The sequence below is a fragment of the Mesorhizobium sp. M1A.T.Ca.IN.004.03.1.1 genome (assembly GCF_003997555.1).
In the GTDB taxonomy this organism is placed as follows: domain Bacteria; phylum Pseudomonadota; class Alphaproteobacteria; order Rhizobiales; family Rhizobiaceae; genus Mesorhizobium.
Genome location: NZ_RZTV01000001.1, coordinates 984,768 through 1,002,846, shown reverse-complemented (window position 1 = coordinate 1,002,846; position 18,079 = coordinate 984,768). Strand labels below are relative to the sequence as shown.

Annotated in this window: 16 protein-coding genes; 3 read left to right on the top strand and 13 right to left on the bottom strand. The window is 63.5% G+C overall.

All coding sequences use genetic code 11. The features are described 5' to 3' along the window. Nucleotides 1–2: 2 nt before the first annotated feature. The 7 genes from EOD29_RS04760 to EOD29_RS04730 form a co-directional block, all read right to left on the bottom strand. Nucleotides 3–1,076, bottom strand: coding sequence for a Gfo/Idh/MocA family oxidoreductase (locus tag EOD29_RS04760; protein ID WP_127246151.1), 1,074 nt, complete (start codon nucleotides 1,074–1,076; stop codon nucleotides 3–5). Then, nucleotides 1,069–1,398: an L-rhamnose mutarotase gene (locus EOD29_RS04755; RefSeq protein WP_095800403.1), complete on the bottom strand. Its 330-nt coding sequence runs from the start codon at nucleotides 1,396–1,398 to the stop codon at nucleotides 1,069–1,071. The genes EOD29_RS04760 and EOD29_RS04755 overlap by 8 nt, the downstream gene beginning before the upstream one ends. A 2-nt stretch (nucleotides 1,399–1,400) precedes the next feature. Then, nucleotides 1,401–2,522, bottom strand: a complete 1,122-nt coding sequence (locus EOD29_RS04750) for a mandelate racemase/muconate lactonizing enzyme family protein (RefSeq protein ID WP_127241883.1) — start codon at nucleotides 2,520–2,522, stop codon at nucleotides 1,401–1,403. 2 nt (nucleotides 2,523–2,524) lie between these two features. Further along, on the bottom strand, nucleotides 2,525–3,622 hold the full coding sequence (gene ugpC / locus EOD29_RS04745) for a sn-glycerol-3-phosphate ABC transporter ATP-binding protein UgpC (RefSeq protein ID WP_095777214.1): 1,098 nt from the start codon (nucleotides 3,620–3,622) through the stop codon (nucleotides 2,525–2,527). Between the two features lie 4 nt (nucleotides 3,623–3,626). Next, entirely contained in the window at nucleotides 3,627–4,493 is an 867-nt protein-coding gene (locus EOD29_RS04740) for a carbohydrate ABC transporter permease (RefSeq protein WP_127241884.1), read from the bottom strand. Nucleotides 4,494–4,495: 2 nt separating this feature from the next. Beyond that, nucleotides 4,496–5,392, bottom strand: coding sequence for a sugar ABC transporter permease (locus EOD29_RS04735; protein WP_095777216.1), 897 nt, complete (start codon nucleotides 5,390–5,392; stop codon nucleotides 4,496–4,498). A gap of 99 nt (nucleotides 5,393–5,491) precedes the next feature. Then, a complete protein-coding gene (locus tag EOD29_RS04730; protein ID WP_127246036.1) occupies nucleotides 5,492–6,805 on the bottom strand; it encodes a sugar ABC transporter substrate-binding protein in 1,314 nt (437 codons plus the stop codon). A gap of 156 nt (nucleotides 6,806–6,961) precedes the next feature. On the opposite strand from EOD29_RS04730, the gene EOD29_RS04725 reads away from it, so the two are divergent. Both EOD29_RS04725 and EOD29_RS04720 read left to right on the top strand, forming a co-directional pair. Further along, entirely contained in the window at nucleotides 6,962–7,747 is a 786-nt protein-coding gene (locus tag EOD29_RS04725) for an IclR family transcriptional regulator (protein ID WP_127246035.1), read from the top strand. 120 nt (nucleotides 7,748–7,867) lie between these two features. Then, nucleotides 7,868–8,704, top strand: coding sequence for an amidohydrolase (locus EOD29_RS04720; protein WP_127217259.1), 837 nt, complete (start codon nucleotides 7,868–7,870; stop codon nucleotides 8,702–8,704). 25 nt (nucleotides 8,705–8,729) lie between these two features. Here EOD29_RS04720 and EOD29_RS04715 read toward each other — a convergent pair whose 3' ends face one another. From EOD29_RS04715 to EOD29_RS04705, 3 genes are read right to left on the bottom strand one after another with little or no spacing between them, the layout of a single operon-like run. After that, nucleotides 8,730–9,851 carry an extracellular solute-binding protein gene (locus EOD29_RS04715; RefSeq protein WP_095800397.1) on the bottom strand — a complete coding sequence of 374 codons (1,122 nt, stop codon included), beginning with the start codon at nucleotides 9,849–9,851 and terminating at the stop codon, nucleotides 8,730–8,732. Between the two features lie 14 nt (nucleotides 9,852–9,865). Next, a complete protein-coding gene (locus tag EOD29_RS04710) occupies nucleotides 9,866–11,023 on the bottom strand; it encodes a CaiB/BaiF CoA-transferase family protein (protein WP_127246034.1) in 1,158 nt (385 codons plus the stop codon). Beyond that, entirely contained in the window at nucleotides 11,020–11,574 is a 555-nt protein-coding gene (locus EOD29_RS04705; RefSeq protein ID WP_127215205.1) for a MaoC family dehydratase, read from the bottom strand. Before EOD29_RS04705 ends, EOD29_RS04710 begins: the two co-directional genes overlap by 4 nt. A 512-nt stretch (nucleotides 11,575–12,086) precedes the next feature. Here EOD29_RS04705 and EOD29_RS04700 point away from each other — a divergent pair. Continuing rightward, on the top strand, nucleotides 12,087–12,971 hold the full coding sequence (locus EOD29_RS04700) for a hypothetical protein (protein WP_245475222.1): 885 nt from the start codon (nucleotides 12,087–12,089) through the stop codon (nucleotides 12,969–12,971). 41 nt (nucleotides 12,972–13,012) lie between these two features. Here the strand turns inward: EOD29_RS04700 and EOD29_RS04695 are convergent, their stop codons facing one another. The 3 genes from EOD29_RS04695 to EOD29_RS04685 form a co-directional block, all read right to left on the bottom strand. Then, the gene (locus tag EOD29_RS04695) at nucleotides 13,013–14,530 is read right to left on the bottom strand and encodes a hypothetical protein (protein ID WP_127246033.1); all 1,518 of its coding nucleotides are present in this window, start codon (nucleotides 14,528–14,530) and stop codon (nucleotides 13,013–13,015) included. 66 nt (nucleotides 14,531–14,596) lie between these two features. Then, nucleotides 14,597–15,703, bottom strand: coding sequence for a cellulase family glycosylhydrolase (locus tag EOD29_RS04690; RefSeq protein ID WP_067326246.1), 1,107 nt, complete (start codon nucleotides 15,701–15,703; stop codon nucleotides 14,597–14,599). A 20-nt stretch (nucleotides 15,704–15,723) separates the two neighbouring features. Next, complete coding sequence (locus EOD29_RS04685) at nucleotides 15,724–17,874, bottom strand: GumC family protein (protein ID WP_127246032.1); 2,151 nt, start codon at nucleotides 17,872–17,874, stop codon at nucleotides 15,724–15,726. Between the last annotated feature and the right edge of the window lie 205 nt (nucleotides 17,875–18,079).

The window sequence follows — 18,079 nt, the reverse complement described above, 5'->3', positions numbered from 1 at the left end:
CCTTACGGATTTGCGGTGAGCGGCGTCGCCGGCGCGGCGCTCGAACGATAGGCGGCTTCCACCAGTGCCATGGTGTTCCAGGCATCTTCGACGGAGCTGACCAGCTCTTTGTCTTCCCCGGAGGCGAAGCGCTGCACATTGGCCATGCGCCCGACAAAGGCGTCGGGGAACCATTCGCCGGTGAGCGGCACGCCGACCCAATCGGAGCCGCCTTTAGGGTGGATTTCCAGCACGTCGGGCTCACCGCGCGGATAGTCGAGATTGAGGCCAAGCTTGACGTAGGCGGCGCCCTCGGTGCCGCAGATACGGAACTCGCAGGCCTGATGCCGCCGTCCGAACTTATGATCGTGATTGATCGAGAGCGCGCAGCGCACCGTGTCGCCATAGTCGAGGATGGCGTTTGTCCGGGTCTGCGCGACCTTGTGATTGGGATGGCCGAGCGTCTTGGCATGCACGCCCTTCGGGTCGCCGAGAAGCTGCCGGATCAGGTCGAGATAGTGGATCGAATGCATGGCGATCTCGACACGCGGCGCCGCGAGCAGGAATTCCCAGAGCTGCCACGGCGTTGCGAGCGCCAGCCAGGCATCGAAGTCGACGACCTCGCCAAGCCAGCCCTTGGCGATCGCGTCCTTCAGCGCCAGCATCATCGGCGCGAAGCGAAGCTGGAAATTCGCTGCAGCCTTGAGCTTCTTGGCGCGACAGATTTCAAGGATCTCGGTTGCCTCGCCAAGGTAGTTGCCCATCGGCTTCTGGATCAATGCGACCGCGTCGTCGGGCAGGGCCTTCAGCACCTCGGCGTGCCGGCCGGGCGGCGTTGCGAGATCGAAGATCGCATCCTTGACGGCAGCCGCTTCGTCCACCGAGCCGAATGCCGTCACGCCCCATTGTTCGGCCAGTTTCCGAGCCTTGGCCTGGTCCGGATCGTAGAGACCCACCACTGGAAAACCAGCCTTGCGATAGGCCGGGAAATGCGCATCGCCAACGATCGAGCCGGCGCCGAAGGTGACGATCGGACGCGGCTTTGCAGGCATCGGCCAGGATTGCGCCAGCGAGGCGGGATCGAAGGCATCAGTCATGGTGGAAGACTTCATCCATCGTCGCCCACCACTCGCCCTCCTGCCTTGTCGGCAAGGGTTCCTGGCATGGCATGCAGACCGACCACCATTCCTGGGTCTTCGGATCGGCGGCCATCTTGGCCATGTCGGCGGCATAGTCGGTGCCGTGATACTCGAAATAGGAGAACAGCAGGTTCTCCGGCCGCTTGAGGTAGATCGAGTAGTTCTTGATGTTGCAGGCGGCGATCATCTCGAGCACGTCCGGCCAGACGGCGGCGTGCAGGCGCACATATTCCTCGACCTTTTCCGGCTTCAGGCCAAGCACCATGCCCATTCGCTGCATTCTCAGTTCCTCCGTTCCGTGACGGTGACGCTGAATTCGGCGATGCTCAGGGCCCTGATCGCATCGAAATCCCAGTCGATGCCGAGGCCCGGCTCGTCCGGCGCCAGCGCGTGGCCGTTTTCGATCACCATCTTCTTGCCCGTCAACTCATCCAGCTGCGGAATATATTCCACATATTTGCCGTTCGGCACCGCGCAGGCCAGGCTGACATGCAGTTCCATCAGGAAATGCGGGCAGATCGGCATGTCGAAGGCTTCCGCCATATGCGCCACCTTCAGCCAGGGCGTGATGCCGCCGATGCGGCCGACATCGACCTGGACGATGCTGCAGCCGCCCTTCTGCATATATTCGCGGAAATGGCGGATCGAATAGAGCGACTCGCCGACGGCGATAGGCGTCGCCGTCGAATTCGATAGCCGCACATGGCCGTCTATGTCGTCGGCCGGCAGCGGTTCCTCCATCCAGGCGAGATCGAGATCGCGCAGCCGCTCGGCGCGCCGGATGGCTTCGTCGACGGTAAAACCCTGGTTGCAGTCGGTCATGATCTCATAGCCGTCGCCGACCGCTTTGCGCACGGCCGACAACCGGGCAAAATCCTCGGCGCCGTGCGGCTTGCCGATCTTGACCTTCGAGCCGGTGAAGCCTTTCGCCTTGGCGGCCAGCGCATCTTCGACAAGCGCGTCAGTCTCGATGTGCAGCCAGCCGCCTTCGGTGGTGTAAAGCGGACAGCGGTCCTTGGCGCCGCCGGCGAGCTTCCAGAGCGGCAGCTTCTGCTTCTTCGCCCGAAGGTCCCAGAGCGCAGTGTCGATGGCGGCGAGCGCGATGGCCGTGATGGCGCCGATGGTGGTGGCGTGCGTGGCGAATTCGAGATCGTGCCAGATGGCCTCGATCCGGTCGGCATCCTCACCGATCAGGCGCGGCGCGAGGTGGTCGGCCAGAAGCCGCATCACCGAAGAGCCGCCGGTGCCGATCGTGTAGCTGTAGCCGATGCCGACCGCCCCGTCGACGTCGGTGATGGTGACGATCGGCGTCTCCTGGCTGACGAAACTCTGGATGGCGTCGGTGCGCTTCACCTTCGGCACCAGATCAACCATTGCAAGCTCGACTTTCTCGATCTTCGCCATCGTCAGGCCCTCAAGGATTTGCCGGTTTCCGCGGAAAAGAGATGCGCCTGCGACAGGTCGAAGCTCATCGCCACGCGATCGCCCGCCCGCAATGGCCTCGGGTTCAGCATCCGCGAAACCCAGTCGCGGCGGTCGAATTCGGCGAACACCAGCGTCTCGTTGCCGAGCGGCTCGGTCACCGTCACCGGCAGCTCGATCTCGTGGACGTCAGCGGCATCGCCCGAATGCAGGCCGTGGCCCACGGGGTAGAGGTCGTCGGGACGCAGGCCGAACACTACCTTGTCGCCGGCGTTCACCTTGGCCTTGAAGCGGCCGGGCAGCGGCAGGCTCTGTCCGCCGGAAAAGACGATCTTGCCGTCGTCCACGGTCGCCTCCTGCAGGTTCATCGGCGGCGAGCCGATGAAGCCCGCCACGAAGCGCGTCGCCGGCCGCTGGAAGACCTCGTCCGGCGTGCCGACCTGCTCGATGTTGCCGTCGCGCATGATGACGATGCGGTCGGCGAGCGTCATCGCTTCGACCTGGTCGTGAGTGACGTAGATGACGGTGGACTTCACCTTGGCGTGCAGCTTCTTGATCTCGGTACGCATCTGCGTGCGCAGCTTGGCGTCGAGATTGCTGAGCGGCTCGTCGAACAGGAAGACGTCCGGATCGCGCACGATGGCGCGGCCCATGGCGACGCGCTGGCGTTGGCCGCCGGAAAGCTGGGAGGGGCGGCGCTCGAGCAGCGCGTCGAGGCCGAGAATGGCCGAGGCCTCGGCGACGCGACGGTCCATCTCTTCCTTGGGCGCGCCGGCGATCTTCAGCGAGAAGCCGAGATTTTCGCGGACCGTCATGTGCGGATAAAGCGCGTAGGATTGGAACACCATCGAGATGTTGCGCGAACGCGGCGGCAGATCGTTGACGATGCGGTCGCCGATCTCGATCGTGCCGCCGGAGATGTCTTCCAGCCCGGCGATCATGCGCAGCGTGGTCGACTTGCCGCAGCCGGACGGCCCGACCAGCGCGATGAATTCGCGGTCGGCGACATCGAGGTCGATGCCGTGCACGATCTCCATGTTGCCGTAACGCTTGGTCAGTTTCTTGAGCGAGACAATCGCCATCGGATCAACCTTTCACCGCGCCGGAAGTCAGGCCGCCGACGAGGTGTTTCTGGACGATGAAGGTAAGGAGCAGCGCCGGGATGATCATCACCACCGCCAGCGCGCACATGCCGCGCCAGTCGATGGTGAATTCGGCGGTGTAGTCGAGCAGCCCGACGGGGAGCGTCTTGGAATTGATCGAGCGCGTCAGCTGCGAGGCGAGCGCGAATTCGTTCCAAGAGGTAAGGAAGGCGAAGATGCCGGCCGACGCGATGCCTGGCCCGGCGAGTGGAAACTCGACCTGCCAGAAGGCCTGCCAGCGCGTGCAGCCGTCGATTTGCGCGGCCTCGGCGAGATCCTTCGGCACTTGGCGGAAGAAGCCGTCGATCAGCCAGATGGTGAACGGCACATTGAGCGCGACATAGGCGAGGATCAGGCCGAAATGCGTGTCGATGATGTCGAGCCGCGCATAGACGAAAAACAGCGGCAGCGACAGCGCGATGCCGGGCACGGTGCGGGTCAGCATCAGGCCGAGGAACATCGCCGACTTGCCGCGGAAACGGTAGCGCGCGAAAGCGTAGCCACCGGCCATGCCGATGGCGATGGCAATGACGGTCGAGGTCACCGAGATGATCAGGGAATTGCGGAAATAGTCGAAGACGGGGATGCCGCCCTTGCCGACACCGCTGAACATGGCGACGTAGGCATCGAGCGAGACCTGCTGCGGGATCCAGACCGGCGGCTTGGCCAGGATCTCGACCGTCGGCCGCAGCGAGGACAGCACGATCCAGATGCCGGGCAGACAGATCAAAAGCATGGCGAGGAACAGGCCGACGCGGTGGGCGACGACGCCGGCGCGGCGCTTCAGGCGGGCGGATGTGTTGGCGTCCATCCTCACCACTCCGCGCCGATCTGGGTCCGTGCCGCGGCGAGCTTCTTAAAGAAATAGACGGTGAAGACGATCGACAGCAGGATCGAAAAATAGGCCATCGCATTGGCCACGCCCATGCGCGCGTCACTGTAGGCGGTGCGCGCGACCAGCGTCCACAACAGTTCCGTGCGGCCGGCTGGGCCGCCATCGGTCATGATCTTGACGATGTCGTAGGCGCGCGCAACGTCGAGCGAGCGGATGGTCATGGCGATATAGGCGAAGGGCATGATGAAGGGCCAGGTCACATAGCGGAAGGTTTGCCACGGCGTGCAGCCGTCGACGCGCGCCGCTTCGACCGGCTCCTTCGGCATGGCGAGCAGGCCGGCGAGGATCAGGATCGCGAAGATCGAGGTCGACGACCAGATCTCCGCGACTGAAATGGCGATGAAGGCGAGATGGCCTTCGATCAGCCAGGGAATGGCGTCCCGCGTGATGCCTAGCGACTGCAGCGCGTTGTTCACCAAGCCGATATTGTCGTTGAACATGAACTTGAACTGGAAGCCGACCAGGATCGGCGAAAACATCATCGGGAACATCATGATGGTACGCAGCAACCGCTGGCCGCGGCTAGCCTTCTCGACCAGCAGCGCGAGGCCGAGACCGAGCAGCATTTCGAGATTGAGCGCGATGGTGAGCAGGAGCACGGTGCGGCCGAAGGCCCACCAGAAATTCGCGTCGGACAGAATGTTGCGATAGTTGCGCAGGCCGATGAAGGTGAAGAAGGTTTCCGGCCGTGTCAGCCTGAACGGCGTGAAGCTTGAATAGAATGACAGGCAGAGCGGCACGACCACCACGGCCGCCAGAACGAGCACGGCCGGCAGCAGAAGAAGCGTTGGCGCGGAAAGCCGCTTGGCCGTCATGCAAAGTCCCAAAATTGTTTGCACGGCCGGCGATGGGGCGGCCGCCTCGGTCAAAGCGGCGCCGGTCGCGAAGACCGACGCCGCTGGGAGGATAGTCCCTTAGAGCTTGCCGGCGTCCTCGAGGATCTGCGTCGCCTTGGCGGCAGCGTCGTCGAGCGCCTGCTTGGAAGTCTTGTCGCCGAGGATGGCGGCCTGAAGTTCGGGATAGACCGCGTTGGAGATCTCGATCCATTCCGGCGTCTGCGGCACCGGGAAGGCGTTCTTGGCGGCTTCCTGGAATGCCTGCAGCACTTCGGTTTTGTAAGGATCGGACTTGGCCTGCTCGAGGTCCCATTCCCACACCTTGGTGCGGGTGGGCAGCGGGCCGGCCGCGGCTTCCAGCTTCTGACTGTCCTCGTTGGTCAGCCACCAGACGAGCGAGGCGGCGGCCTCCTTGTTGGCGCAGTTTTCGGTCACCGAGAAGCCATGCGCGCCGGACCAGCCCGAGCGCTTGCCGGACAAGCCTTTCGGCTGCACCTTGACGCCGACATTGCCGGCGACCTTGGACGACTTCGGGTCGTTGAAGAAGCCGGCCCAGCCCGGCCAGTCGAGATTGAGCGCCACCGTGCCGGACGCGAACCCCTGGCCGAGATCATCCCACAAATAGTTGGTCGTGCCGGCGGGCACAGCCTTGGCCTTGTAGAGCTTGACGAACCAGTCGAGCGCCTTGACGCCGGCCTCGGAGTTGAAGGCAGGCTTGCCGTCCTTGTCGAGATATTCGCCGCCGTCGGCGATCAGCATCTCGTAAAAGCGGCCGTTGATCGCCTCTTCCTTGCCGGCATATTGCGTACCGTAGAAGTCGGGCGGGTTGGCGAAGAATTCCGCCTGCTGGGCCATCTCGTCGAAGGTGTCCGGCGGGGCGAGCTCCTCGCCGTATTTCTCCTTGTAGGCCTTCTTCTTGGCTTCGTCCTGGTAGAGGCTCTTCTGGTAGTAGAGCGCCGAGACGTCGAACTGCGCGCGCGGCAGCATCACCAGCTTGCCGTCGAGCGTGCCGGCGGCGATGTTGGCCGGGACGAAAGCGTCGATCTCCTCCTTCGGCAGCAGCTTGGCGAGGTCGGTGTAGATGCCCGGATATTGCGGCGCGAACGAGGTGTGGTTGGAGCCGACGCACCAGGTGATCGAGTTGGAGGCGATGTCCGACTTGATCTCCTTGTCGAGATCGAAGTGGTTCTTCTTGGATACGACGTTGACCTTGGCGCCAGTCGCTTTCTCCCACTCGCCGATGCGCGCGTAGAGTTTTTCGTATTGCTGGCCGCCGATCAGCTTGGCGTCGATCGTGACGCCGGTGAACTTGCCCGGCAGGTCGGCAGCAAAGACCGCACCCGATGCCATGAGCAATGCGCCGGCGGCGACGCCGGAAAGCAGTCTGTTCATGAATATCCTCCCTGGAACGGCTGTAGGCCGTCGTGGCTGAAGCTCCATGCTTCATTCATATGCAAACAAATTATTCATAAGTCGTCAAGCCGAAACTTCTTCCCTATGAAGGCTGTCTTGCGTATATGAAGATCAGAATTCACCAGAGGGCATCGGGTGCAGGACGACGAGGAAGACCGCTATCGCGCGCCGGCACTGGACAAAGGGCTGGACATTCTGGAACTGCTCGCCAGCGTCGATGGCGGCCTGACCCAGGCCGAGATAGCCAAGCGGCTCGACCGCAGCCCGAACGAATTTTACCGGATGCTCGACCGTCTGGTGAAACGCGGCTACGTCACCCGGTCAGACGGCGACCGCTATTCGCTGACGCTGAAGCTCTTCGGGCTTGGCCAGCTGCATGCACCGGTGCGCAGGCTGGTCTCCTACGCCACCTCGATCATGCGCGAGCTGGCCGAGACCTCCTGGCAGGCAAACCAGCTCGTCGTGTTCGACCGTGGCAGCGCCGTGGTCATTGCCCAGCAGGAAGCGCCGCGATACTGGGGCATCTCGATCCGCGTCGGCTCGCATATCAGCCTGTTCGACACCGGCTCGGGACATGTGCTGCTGGCCTTCCGCTCGCCGGAAGAGCGCGAGATGATGATCGCCGAGCATTTGCGCAGCAACGAGGAGATGAAGTTGTCGCCCGACTTCTTCGCCCGCCTCGACCAGGTGCGCGATCGTGGCTACGAGATGATGGCTTCGTTGCAGACGGCCGGCGTCTACAATCTGTCGGCGCCGGTGCTCGGTTCCGACGGGCACGGCATCGCCGCGCTCACCATACCCTATATCACTCTGGTCAACGCGCCGGCAGCGCCCGATATCACCAGGACCATCACGCTGCTCCAGGCAGCAGCGGCCCGCCTGTCGCAACTCGCCGGGTCGGATGTCAGGTCAAAGGAATAATTCTTATTTGAATGGCGAATTCTCAGGTGAGATGATCGAGTCCATGTCTGAAGCATGTCGTTTGCGCAAAAGCCGCTGCGCAATTCGGGCCACGTGGATAGCGCGACAAGGGAGGAAGCCATGATCGTCGATACCCACCTGCATCTCATCGACAGGGCGGCGCTACGCTATCCCTGGCTGTCCGGCGTGCCGGCCCTCGACCGCGATTTTTCCCACGACGAATACGCCACCGAGGCGCGCCGCGCGGGCATAGAATTGGCGCTCCATATGGAGGTCGACGTCCACCCGGCAGATATCGCGGCTGAGACAGCCCTTGTCGAAGGACTGTCGAAGAAGCCGGGCAGCCTGGTGCGGGGCGCGATCGTGTCGTGCCGGCCGGAAGAACCTGGCTTCGCCGCCTGGCTGGACAAGGTGAAGGCCGATCCATTTGTCAAAGGATTCCGCCGCGTGCTGCATGTCGTGCCCGACGACGTCTCCGAGGGCGCCCTGTTCCGCGAGAACGTCGGGCGCATCGCCGGCAGCGGGCTGACCTTCGATCTTTGCGTCCTGCCGCGACAGATGAGCCAAGCGATCGCGCTGGTCGATCTGGCGCCTGACGTGCAATTCGTTCTCGATCATTGCGGCGTGCCCGACATCCAGGGCAAGGCCGAGCATCCCTGGCGCGAGCAGATCGCCGAGATCGCCCGGCGCCCCAATGTCGTCGGCAAGATCTCCGGCGTCGTCGCCTATGCCGATCCGGCGAGCTGGACCGTCGAGACCCTGCGGCCTTATGTCGAGCACACGATCGGCAGCTTCGGCTGGGATCGCGTCGTGTGGGGCAGCGACTGGCCGGTCTGCACGCTCGGTGGCGGGCTGCTCGGCTGGGTAGCGGCGACGCACGCGCTCCTTGCCGGGGCGAGCGAAACCGAGCGCGCGAAACTGCTCTCCGGCAACGCGAAGAAGCTCTGGCGGCTGTGAGCCGCAAGGCCGATGCCCGACTGTATTAGCCGGGCGCCGCGAAGCTCTGCCGGAACAGGCGATTGATGTCGGCGACGACGCGGGGGGCGTCCTGCCGGCCGGCAAGACCCTCGTTGAGGCGATCGGACGCCGCCTGCTGAAACGCCATATAGCCGTCGTGGCGCGGGCGCACCCAGGCGCCTTCCAGCGTCGCCCGCGTGCCGCGGTAGAAGTCGCCCGTCGCGACATTCACGGCTTCGTCCTCCCAGGCGGCGGCATGGCCGGGCTGGCCGCCGGCGGCGGCATAGAGGCCGCGCTGCACGTCGCCGCTGGCGATCCAGTAGGCGAAGTCGATCGCTTCCTCGCCGGCAGCGGAAAAGGCGGAGACGGCGATGCCGGTGCCGCCGAGCGCGGAGCCGACCGGGCCGTTGCCGCCCACAGTCGGCATGTCACAAAAGAAGAGCCGGTTCGGCCGGAAGCCTGCAGCGGCATAGGGCACGTAGCCGTAGATCAGCGGCGCGCAGGCGATGCGCGAGCCGGCCTCGGCCATCTTTTCGAACACCGCAATCGGATCCATCGTCAGGCACTCGGGATCGAGGAGTGCCGCGATCTCACGCAGCATTTCGAAGACGGTCTCGCCGGTATCGGGATCGATCAGATCGCTCGGGCTTTCGACTGCACATGGCCGGCCGAGATCGGCGGCAAGCGTGAAGAAGCACATCAGCGAGTGCGGCGGCCTGAGCGGCAAGAGCACGCGGCTACGCTGGGCAAGCTCCAGCACTTCGGTCCAGATCTTCGGCGCGGCGTCTATCAAATCGGGTCGCCAGGCCTGCACCTGCGTCGCGGCGTCGATCGGAAAGGCCCATTGCCGGTCCTGCCAAGTGTAGCTCGGATAGGACCGGCCGACGCTTGCCTTCGCCAGCGCTTCGCGCTCCGCCTCGCGGCCGGGCACGTCGAGCGGGGCCAGGCACTTCTCGGCGGTGATCTGGCCGACATGCGGATGATCGATGACGATCAGGTCGTAGGCGCGGGCGAGTTCTTCGACAGAGAAGGACTCGAAGTCCTGCAGCGAGCGCTTCTCCCACTCGATAGAGACTCCGGTCTTTTCCCGCCAAAGCCGGGAGCAGGCGACCATCGGATCATAGCCGCGCGGATGGTTCCAGGTCATGCCCTTGAGTGTCGTCACAGGCCGAACTCCTTGCGGATTTTTGCGCTGTGCTCGCCGACGCGCGGCGCCGCATGCTCGACTTTGGCACGCATGCCGTCGATCCTGAGCGGTGACCGGGTGGTGTCGATCGAAACACCGTCCTCGCGCGTCACGGTCTGCAGCAGGTCGAGCGCCTTGAAGCCGTCGCTTTCCAGCACCTCTTTCCAGTTCAGCACCTTCGCGCACCAGATGTCGGCGGGCTCGAGGATCGCCAGCCATTCGTCGACCGACTTCTGCGCGATGCGCTGCGCGATGATCGCCTTGATCTCGTCGCGCGCCGTGAACCAGGTCGCCGGCTTGTCGCGATAGGGCGCCAGCCCCTCGATCTCGAGCAGGTCGGCGAGCTTCGGGATCGGCGTCATGGCGATCGCCAGGAAGCCGTCCTTGGCCGGATAGACTCCGTAGGGCGCCGCCAGATAGGCGTGGGCGCTATGGAACGACGAACGGCGCGGCAGCCGCCGGCCGTCATTGAGATGCGTCGTCAGCACCTCGAACTGGAGGTCGATCAGCGCCTCGAAGAGGCTGGTCTCGATATGGCCGCCCGCGCCGGTGATGCCGCGCCGGACCAGTGCTGCAAGGATGCCTTGCGCGCAGGCCGCGCCGGCCAGCATGTCGGCGATTGCCAGGCCGAACGGCACCGGACCCTGATCTTCGTCGCCGTTCAGCCACATGACGCCGGAGCGCGCCTGGGCAAGCAGGTCCTGACCCGGACGCTTTACCCACGGGCCTTCCTCGCCATAGCCGCTGATCGAGGCGTAGACCAGGCGCGGATTGAGCGTCCGCACATGCTCGTAATCGAGGCCGAGCCGCTCGATGACGCCGGGCCGGAAGTTCTGGATCAGCACGTCGGCCTTGGCGAGCAGCCCGCGCAGCGCTTTAAGGTCGTCCTCGTTCTTCAGATCGACCGCAAAGCTTTCCTTGGCACGGTTGATGGCGTGGAAGATGGTGGAATCACCACCGATCTCGGTGTCGCTGAGATAGAGCCGGCGCGACAGGTCGCCACCATCGGGCCGCTCGATCTTGATGACGCGGGCACCGAGGTCGAGGAGCCTCAGCGAGCAGTAAGGTCCCGACAGGAACTGGCTCATGTCGACGACGACAAGGCCGGACAGCGGCAGGTCGGCGGCCATCATTGCTTCTCCGTCTTGCCGGCGAAGTCGGCCGGGTCCTTGTATTTCACCGTCTGCAGATGCTCGCAGTAGAGCACCAGCTCGCCTTCGCCCTTGAACACTTCATAGCTGGCGCGGATCAGCCCCATTTCCTTGTAGCGGGGCTTCTTTTCCATGTTGGTGCGGATCGAATAGATGGTGTCGCCGATGAAGACCGGCTTTATGAAGCGGAGCTTGTCATAGCCGTAGGAAAAGGCATTGACGCAGTTGGTGGCGACTAGACCGAGCCCGGCCGAGAAAACGAACGCGCCCGCCACGAGGCGCTTGCCGAAGATACCTTCGCGCTCGGCGAACATCTGGTCCTGCACATAAGGGTGGATGTCGAGCACCAGGGTGTTGAAGAGATGACTGTCGCCTTCGGCCATAGTGCGCCGGAGCGAGCGGATTTTCTGGCCGATTGGCCAATCTTCATAGAACCAGTTTTCGGCATTCCATACCGGCAGCAAGGCGTGATCGGGCGGCATGTCGGCAGGGCAGGTCGAAGCGACGCCGACGGTGGGCGGGAAGCTGGTCATTGCGCTGTTCGTCCGCTCCGGGAGAATGGCCGCACCGCTCCGGCAAGCCGGAGTCGGACGCGATCGATCCTCCAAATCTTCTTTTGTGAATACTATATTCACATATGAGATTTGCGCACAAGCCGGTCCGGTGAAATTTTGCCTGCACGATCGAACTCGGAGTTGCCTTGGATGCAGCAGGCACAGCGCCAGGCGCGGCTACTTCCGGCAGTTGCCAGCGGACTTCCGGGTCACGGCGAACGCCGCTGTGCCGGCCGGGATGGCGAGGCGCTTCTGCCAGGAAGGACCGCCACCGGCCCGAATCATACAAAACCAATGATTGTTTTAGTCAATTCCACAATTGTAACCCGCCTAAGGGTAATGCGACGATAAATTGTAGGCGGAGGAGCACTGCACGATCCCGTCAAATCCGGCCAATAAAATTAGCTTCGATAGCGGTGTAATTCGTTAGTAATCGATCGTCAGGATAACCCGGACCTCGACATATTTGGTGCCTTTTTCTTGAGTCGATTATGGCGGTTCTCGGCGCATTCCCTCCCGGTATCGGCTGCCGGCCCTTCGACGAGAGGGATTGGGGAGGCGTGGCGGATTGCCTGCACCGGGGGTTTCCGGAGCGCAGCAGGAGCTATTGGATAGAAGCGCTGACCCGCCTGGCGCAGCGGCCAGCGGTCGTCGATTTTCCGCGATATGGGTTCGTCCTGGAGAAGTCGGGCCGGATCGTCGGCGCAGTGCTTACGCTCTATGCCAAACACAGAAGCCTGGAAGGCGATGAAATCCGCTGCAATCTCTCGAGCTGGTCCGTGGACGCGGAATTCCGGCCCTATGCCAGTCGGATGATCGCGACGGTTATCCTGCGCAAGGATGTGGTCTACACCAATATTTCTCCATCGCCCGGGACAGTGAGGCTCAACAAAGCCTTCGGTTTTCGCCTGTTTTCCGGCGGACAGATCGCCTTCTTGCCCATTCTGAATGGTATGCCGCGTCCGGACCAGGTGTTGGAAGCCCATGCGGACCTCGCCGAAATGGCTGAACTCACCGACAACGAAAGATACATATTGCTCGAGCACGCCGCGTTGGGCTGTCTTTCGCTGATCTGCGTCTGCGACGGTCTGGCGTTGCCGCTTGTGCTGAAGCCGCGCCGGATATTGCATGGGCACGTGTCGTGCTGCCAGGTCGTCTACTGCCGATCCCACGCGGATCTGGTCAGGTGCGCCGGGGTCGTGGGCCGCTTTCTCCTGCGGCGCGGACAGCTGCTTTGCCTCGTCGATGCGATGGGCCCGGTTCCCGGTCTGTCCGGCAGGTATTTTCCGAACAAGGGGATCAAGTATTTCAAGGGTCCGAAATCGCCTTCTCCGGGAGACCTGACGTTCACCGAAATGGTGCTGTTCGGTTCCTGAACGAAATCGTGAAGCCGGTCTGGAGCCCAGCCGATCCGAAGTCAGTCCGCCGCTTCGGCTCTTGCCGCCATGCGCCAGCGTGTTCCCAGCGAGACGCCCACGAGCAGCAGACAGAAGGCGAGGGCAAGAGGGGAGTAGAAAGCCTCCTCCTGTAATACGGCATTGGCCGAAATGGTGACGATGCCGACAAAGCCGAACAGGAAATCCGGGTCGCCGGTCTGGATAAGCTGCCGTCGCAATGCCACGGCCAGCGCCGCCAGGAAGCCGAAGAAGACGAGGCTCCCCACGCCCATCTGGTAAAGCATGACACCGACCGCGCTCTCGACCGGCACGGAGGCGGCGCCTTCGGCCTGGGCGGTTTGCCAGTTGAGATTGATGCTGGTGCTCGACAGGTTGCCGCCGAGACCCAAGCCCTGGCCGAGCGGATCGGCCAGGAAATCGCGCATGCCGGCAATCAGACCGAGGACGTGATAGTCGCCATGGGTGGCGCCATAGCCGATCGCCGCCGTCGTCCAGACCACGGCCAGGGCCATCGCGGCCATGAGCGCCAGACCGGCGCGGGAGGGACTGTAGATCAGCCGCACGGCAATTGCGACGAAAAGCATGAAGGTCGCGCCCTTGGAGCCGATGACGAGCAGCAGCGGCAGAGCCGCGAGAGGCAGCACCCATCGTCCTTTGAAGAGCAGCCAGGCCGAAATGATGCTTAAGGCGTAAGCATAGCTGATCGGATGGAAGTTCGGGCCGCCGATGCGGAAGACGCTTGGCAGGATGTCGTTGAACAGGGGCGTGTTGAAGAAGGTCGTGGTCATCACGTCTTCGATCCCACGGTAAACGAAACCGGTTTCCTGAAGCGCTTTTTCCCACACGCCGGTCTCGACCTGCCGCGAGATGCTGCGCTCGACATATTGGTCGCCGTGGAACAGTCCGAGGAAATCCATGGTGAAGGTCAGTTCCGCATAGCCATAGACGATCGCGCCGGCGCCGAGCCACAGCATGCTCTTGCGCAGATCGACGGGATAAAGGCTGGCGGCGAGGACCGCGACGTGGAAGCAGGCGAGCGGCGTGATCGTGTTGCGGAAATAGACGACCGCGTCCTTGGGGTCGCCATGCACGACGCCGAGAGCGAAATAGAAACAAATCGTTCCGCACAGGACCATGCTCAGCAGCAGCCACGGGCGCAACTCGGTCAGCGCGCGGACGCGGTACTGAAATGAGGCGGCCAGGAAAATGCCGAACGCTGTCATCAGGATGATGAAGTTGGTGCCGCGCAGCGCGTCGAACGTGTCGTTGTCGGGAATGTAGGGGGTGAACCAGGCGACCACGAGGTTCTGAAAGAGAAAGGCGCAGATGATCAGCACCGGAACGCCCGCCGGCATCGCGTTCGAAACGATCAGCGTCAGCACGAATGTTGCGGCAATCCCGAACGGCGTCCACACGGCAAATGCGGAGACGGCGAGCGCAACGACAAGCAAGGCCGTGCCGACATGCAGCAAGGTTTCGGGCGTATCCCTGCCCGGCAAACCCAGTCTGACGGGCGAAGAGACCTGCATCGTGCTCATCGCTGATCCGCTCCGCTCGTCACTTGTCCCAGCAAGCGTAGACGGCGCCTGTCGTCCATTTCCGGCCTAACCTCCAAGGAGCGCGGCAATCATCGAGCCGTCGAAGCCCTCGACGCTCTGCCTGCTCCTGATGAAGCCGAAGCCCTGATCGAGCTCCCAATAGGTCCATGCCACATGGTTCGCTTCAGCCGCCTTGCGCACGGCGCGCACCCAGGAGGCGCGGCTTTCAGCATCCACGCAGAAGTTGAGCACACCGAATTCGTTCAGCATGACCGGGCAGCCGTTGGTGGTGGACCAGCGCGCCAGATCGGCAAAATCGGAGCCGATCCGCGCGGCCGTCCAAGGCGCCGACAATTCCTCTTCAACGAGGTTGGCGGCTTCTTCGTCGCCGGCCGACCGCAGTTTGGAGATAAGCCGGCTCACCTGGGCCATTCCCTTGCTTGCGGGAAAGGGCAGGTCCGCGATGCGGGCGAGCGGCGAGGCATCCCAGGTCTCGCACTGGTGGGTGAAGGCCAAGGGGGCGTAATAGTGAACGGCGGCAATCTGGTTGTCGTCGGCGAGCGGCGGCGCGTCGGCGATTTCCCAGATGCCCTGAAACCGTGCCGGTCCCCAGACCAGCGTGTGGCGCGGACATTTCGCCCGCAGCGCCGCGGCGATCCGTTCCCGCAGCGCCAGCCAGGCGCTCCGTTCCATCGGTGGCTCGTTCAGCAGCTCGGGATAGACCCACTCCGCAGGCAGATCGGCAACGACGGCACGCAACGCCGTCCAGGCCTGAAGCACTCTTCCTGCAGCCGCCTCGGGATCGTTTCGAAAAACTCCTACAAGCTCGCCAGAAGGATGCATGTCGAGGAGGACCGAAAAGCCCAGCCCGACAAGATCCCTGATCCCGTTCTGGATGCGGCGAAGCGTTGCCGGGTCGCCGCTGGAGACGAGATCGCCGTTGACCGGCAGCCGGATCGTTTCGAAGCCTGATTGGCGCAGCTTCTCAAGCGTGGCCGTGGCGGGAGCAAGCCCATCGTTTCGGTCGAGCCATCCGGGAAGGTTGAAGCCGCGCGACGGAACTTGGCCGGCCGTCGCGAGCGCAGCGGATTGCGGCAGAGGGGAGGCGGCGAAAACGGCTCCGGCGGCAAAGGCCAGCGCCTGTCGCCTCGACACCTTGGGCGGCGATGTCATCGATGCACCGCCTCCACGGTCTAGCCCCGAACGGTGGCGCTGCGGCGCTGCTCGCCGGCCGCTCGCGGACTGTCGATCGCCGTGGCTGGCCGCGCGCTTTCCGCCGCGACGACAAGAGTGCCACTGCGGCCGATCTGGCCGGCACCGAATTTTTGCGCGAGCAGCCTGGCGGCTTCCGAAGGCTGCTCGGAGGGGCTGAGCGCCAGAAGCGCAAGATCGGCTTTGGCGAAGAGCTCCGGATTCCAGCCGTTCTCATTGAGCGAGGGCGTGATCACGACGACGAAATCGAACGCGCTCCCGGCTTCGGCCAGAATGCCACGGAACGAGTTGCGATCGGCAACGCCAGGACTTTTTTCCGCCACTGAGCTGCACACGACAGTCTGCAGACCGGTCGCGCCATCGATGAACAATCCGGCTCCGTCTGTCGTCGCGCTGGACAGACGATCGCCAATTTCCACCATCAGCACGTTCTGATCGGCTCGTTGCATTCCGATGCCCAGCATCGCGCCCGCAATCCTTGCCTCGAAACTGCTGTGGATCGAAGACACGAGGATGACGAACGGTTTGCCGTGGTCGTTCAGGTGCAAGACCATCTGCCGCATGATCTTCAGGACGGCGAGCGACAGCGTTTCGTTTCCGGTCTGGAAGAGCTGTTTCCTGATCGCCTTGATGTTTGAGTAGGCGGTCCCACCGGCGACGCCGGGCAGACGGTACTCGCCGAAATTGGCTGGCATCGGCAATGGCCGGGGGCTGACCGGCGCGCTGTCCTTACGGTCCACGACCGGCTCCGGCACGGCCGCCTTCGGCGCCTGCGGGTCCTCTTGCGGCTGCGGGACCGGACCAAGCGCCAGAGCGAGGCCGCATCCGGCGAGGAGCCCCAGAACGGCGCTCACCAAGAGAAGCAGGACCGGCTTCGGCCATGTCGGCTGGACAGGCGGCGAAGCCACGCCGATCTTGCGCGCTTCGGAAGTCTGCACGCCCTGCATCTGCGACGTTTCCTGTGCACGCTTGAGATAGTCGTCGAGCACGGCACGGGCCGCCTGGGCTTTCGATTCCAGCTGCCGCAGCTGTACCTGCGCGATGTTCGAGTTCGTCGACTGTTGGCGCAGGGCTTCGAGCTTGTCCTGCAGCTTGCCGACATTCTGCACGGCGAGATCATAGCTGGCCTTCAACTGCTGCCTTATGCGATCCGCCTCGGCGGACATCAGCCGCTTCAACCGCTCCAGCTCGGACTGCAGCCGCCCGATGGTCGGGTGGCGCGGCCCGTACATGGTTTGCAGGCTGGCAAGCTCGGTGGCGCGCTGGTTGTAGTCGTCGCGCAATTTGATGGCCGAGGTGGAGGTAAGAATATCCGCAAGCTTGGCGAGCCCGGCCGGCGAACTGCCCGCAGCCAGCGCCTGATTGTAGCGGTCCTTGGCCTGGTCGGCGTCGCCCTGGGCGGCGATCAGCTGCGTCGTCAGCTGATCGAGCTGCGACTGCAGCGTGCCGCCGTCCGTCGAATTGACGATATTGTGTTTCGTCTTGAAGTCTTCGACCGTCCGCTCGGCGTCGCTGACGTCCTTTTGCAGGCCGGAGATCCTGTCCGTGAGCAGCGTATTCACGTCGCTGTTGGCGCTCTCGCGTTCTCCCACCAGGCCTGCCCGGTACTGATCGACGATGGCATTGGCGATGCGCGCGGCCTTTTCCGGCGACGGCGACGTGAAGCTGACATTGATGACGTAGGTCAGCCCTTCGCGCTCGACAGAAACCTTGCTCTGGAAGCGCTTGAAGGCGGCGTCCTGCGGCGCGCTGGCGCCGGCTCCGAACAGACGTGAAGCAAGGCCGCCGCCGGCGAATTCCGGATCGCTGTCGAGCTTCTGGCTTTTGAAGACGGCGCCGAGCAGGTCTGGCGACTGGATGACGAAGACTTGGCTGGCGATAGCGGCGCTGTCGGAGCCGATCCCCGGAAGCACGTTGTTGAAATTGGTCGCGCGCGTGTCGCGGGGGTCGATCAGTATCGAGGCCGTTGCGGTATAGCTTGGTTTGGTCACCGCAAGATAGGAGAGCGCCAGCAGCACTGCCGCGCCGGCGATGGCAAGCACCATCACGCGTCGCGCCCAAAGGATGGCCCACACTGCACCTATGTCGAACAACGGCGTAAGAGTGCGCTCGTCGATACTGGCTGGCTTCATCGATTTTCCTCGTCGAGAGCCGCGACTTCACGACCTCACTCGTCTCCACAGTATTAAGGATTATCGTTAGCCATCCGTTAAGCTTGGCGGCGTGACGATGCGCTCGGCGCTGGCGATGCCGGTAACCATGCGAAGCGTTCGCGCTGGCGCGGTTGCGGCATTTTGCTTATGCAGGATCGGGTTTTGAGCGTCGTCGTAGGTGCGG

Excerpts from the sequence above, each read along its gene's own strand:
- EOD29_RS04760 (WP_127246151.1), bottom strand. The coding sequence starts at position 1,076 with ATGACTGATGCCTTCGATCCCGCCTCGCTGGCGCAATCCTGGCCGATG.
- EOD29_RS04755 (WP_095800403.1), bottom strand. The coding sequence starts at position 1,398 with ATGCAGCGAATGGGCATGGTGCTTGGCCTGAAGCCGGAAAAGGTCGAG.
- EOD29_RS04750 (WP_127241883.1), bottom strand. The coding sequence starts at position 2,522 with ATGGCGAAGATCGAGAAAGTCGAGCTTGCAATGGTTGATCTGGTGCCG.
- ugpC (WP_095777214.1), bottom strand. The coding sequence starts at position 3,622 with ATGGCGATTGTCTCGCTCAAGAAACTGACCAAGCGTTACGGCAACATG.
- EOD29_RS04740 (WP_127241884.1), bottom strand. The coding sequence starts at position 4,493 with ATGGACGCCAACACATCCGCCCGCCTGAAGCGCCGCGCCGGCGTCGTC.
- EOD29_RS04735 (WP_095777216.1), bottom strand. The coding sequence starts at position 5,392 with ATGACGGCCAAGCGGCTTTCCGCGCCAACGCTTCTTCTGCTGCCGGCC.
- EOD29_RS04730 (WP_127246036.1), bottom strand. The coding sequence starts at position 6,805 with ATGAACAGACTGCTTTCCGGCGTCGCCGCCGGCGCATTGCTCATGGCA.
- EOD29_RS04720 (WP_127217259.1), top strand. The coding sequence starts at position 7,868 with ATGATCGTCGATACCCACCTGCATCTCATCGACAGGGCGGCGCTACGC.
- EOD29_RS04715 (WP_095800397.1), bottom strand. The coding sequence starts at position 9,851 with ATGACCTGGAACCATCCGCGCGGCTATGATCCGATGGTCGCCTGCTCC.
- EOD29_RS04710 (WP_127246034.1), bottom strand. The coding sequence starts at position 11,023 with ATGATGGCCGCCGACCTGCCGCTGTCCGGCCTTGTCGTCGTCGACATG.
- EOD29_RS04705 (WP_127215205.1), bottom strand. The coding sequence starts at position 11,574 with ATGACCAGCTTCCCGCCCACCGTCGGCGTCGCTTCGACCTGCCCTGCC.
- EOD29_RS04700 (WP_245475222.1), top strand. The coding sequence starts at position 12,087 with ATGGCGGTTCTCGGCGCATTCCCTCCCGGTATCGGCTGCCGGCCCTTC.
- EOD29_RS04695 (WP_127246033.1), bottom strand. The coding sequence starts at position 14,530 with ATGAGCACGATGCAGGTCTCTTCGCCCGTCAGACTGGGTTTGCCGGGC.
- EOD29_RS04690 (WP_067326246.1), bottom strand. The coding sequence starts at position 15,703 with ATGACATCGCCGCCCAAGGTGTCGAGGCGACAGGCGCTGGCCTTTGCC.
- EOD29_RS04685 (WP_127246032.1), bottom strand. The coding sequence starts at position 17,874 with ATGAAGCCAGCCAGTATCGACGAGCGCACTCTTACGCCGTTGTTCGAC.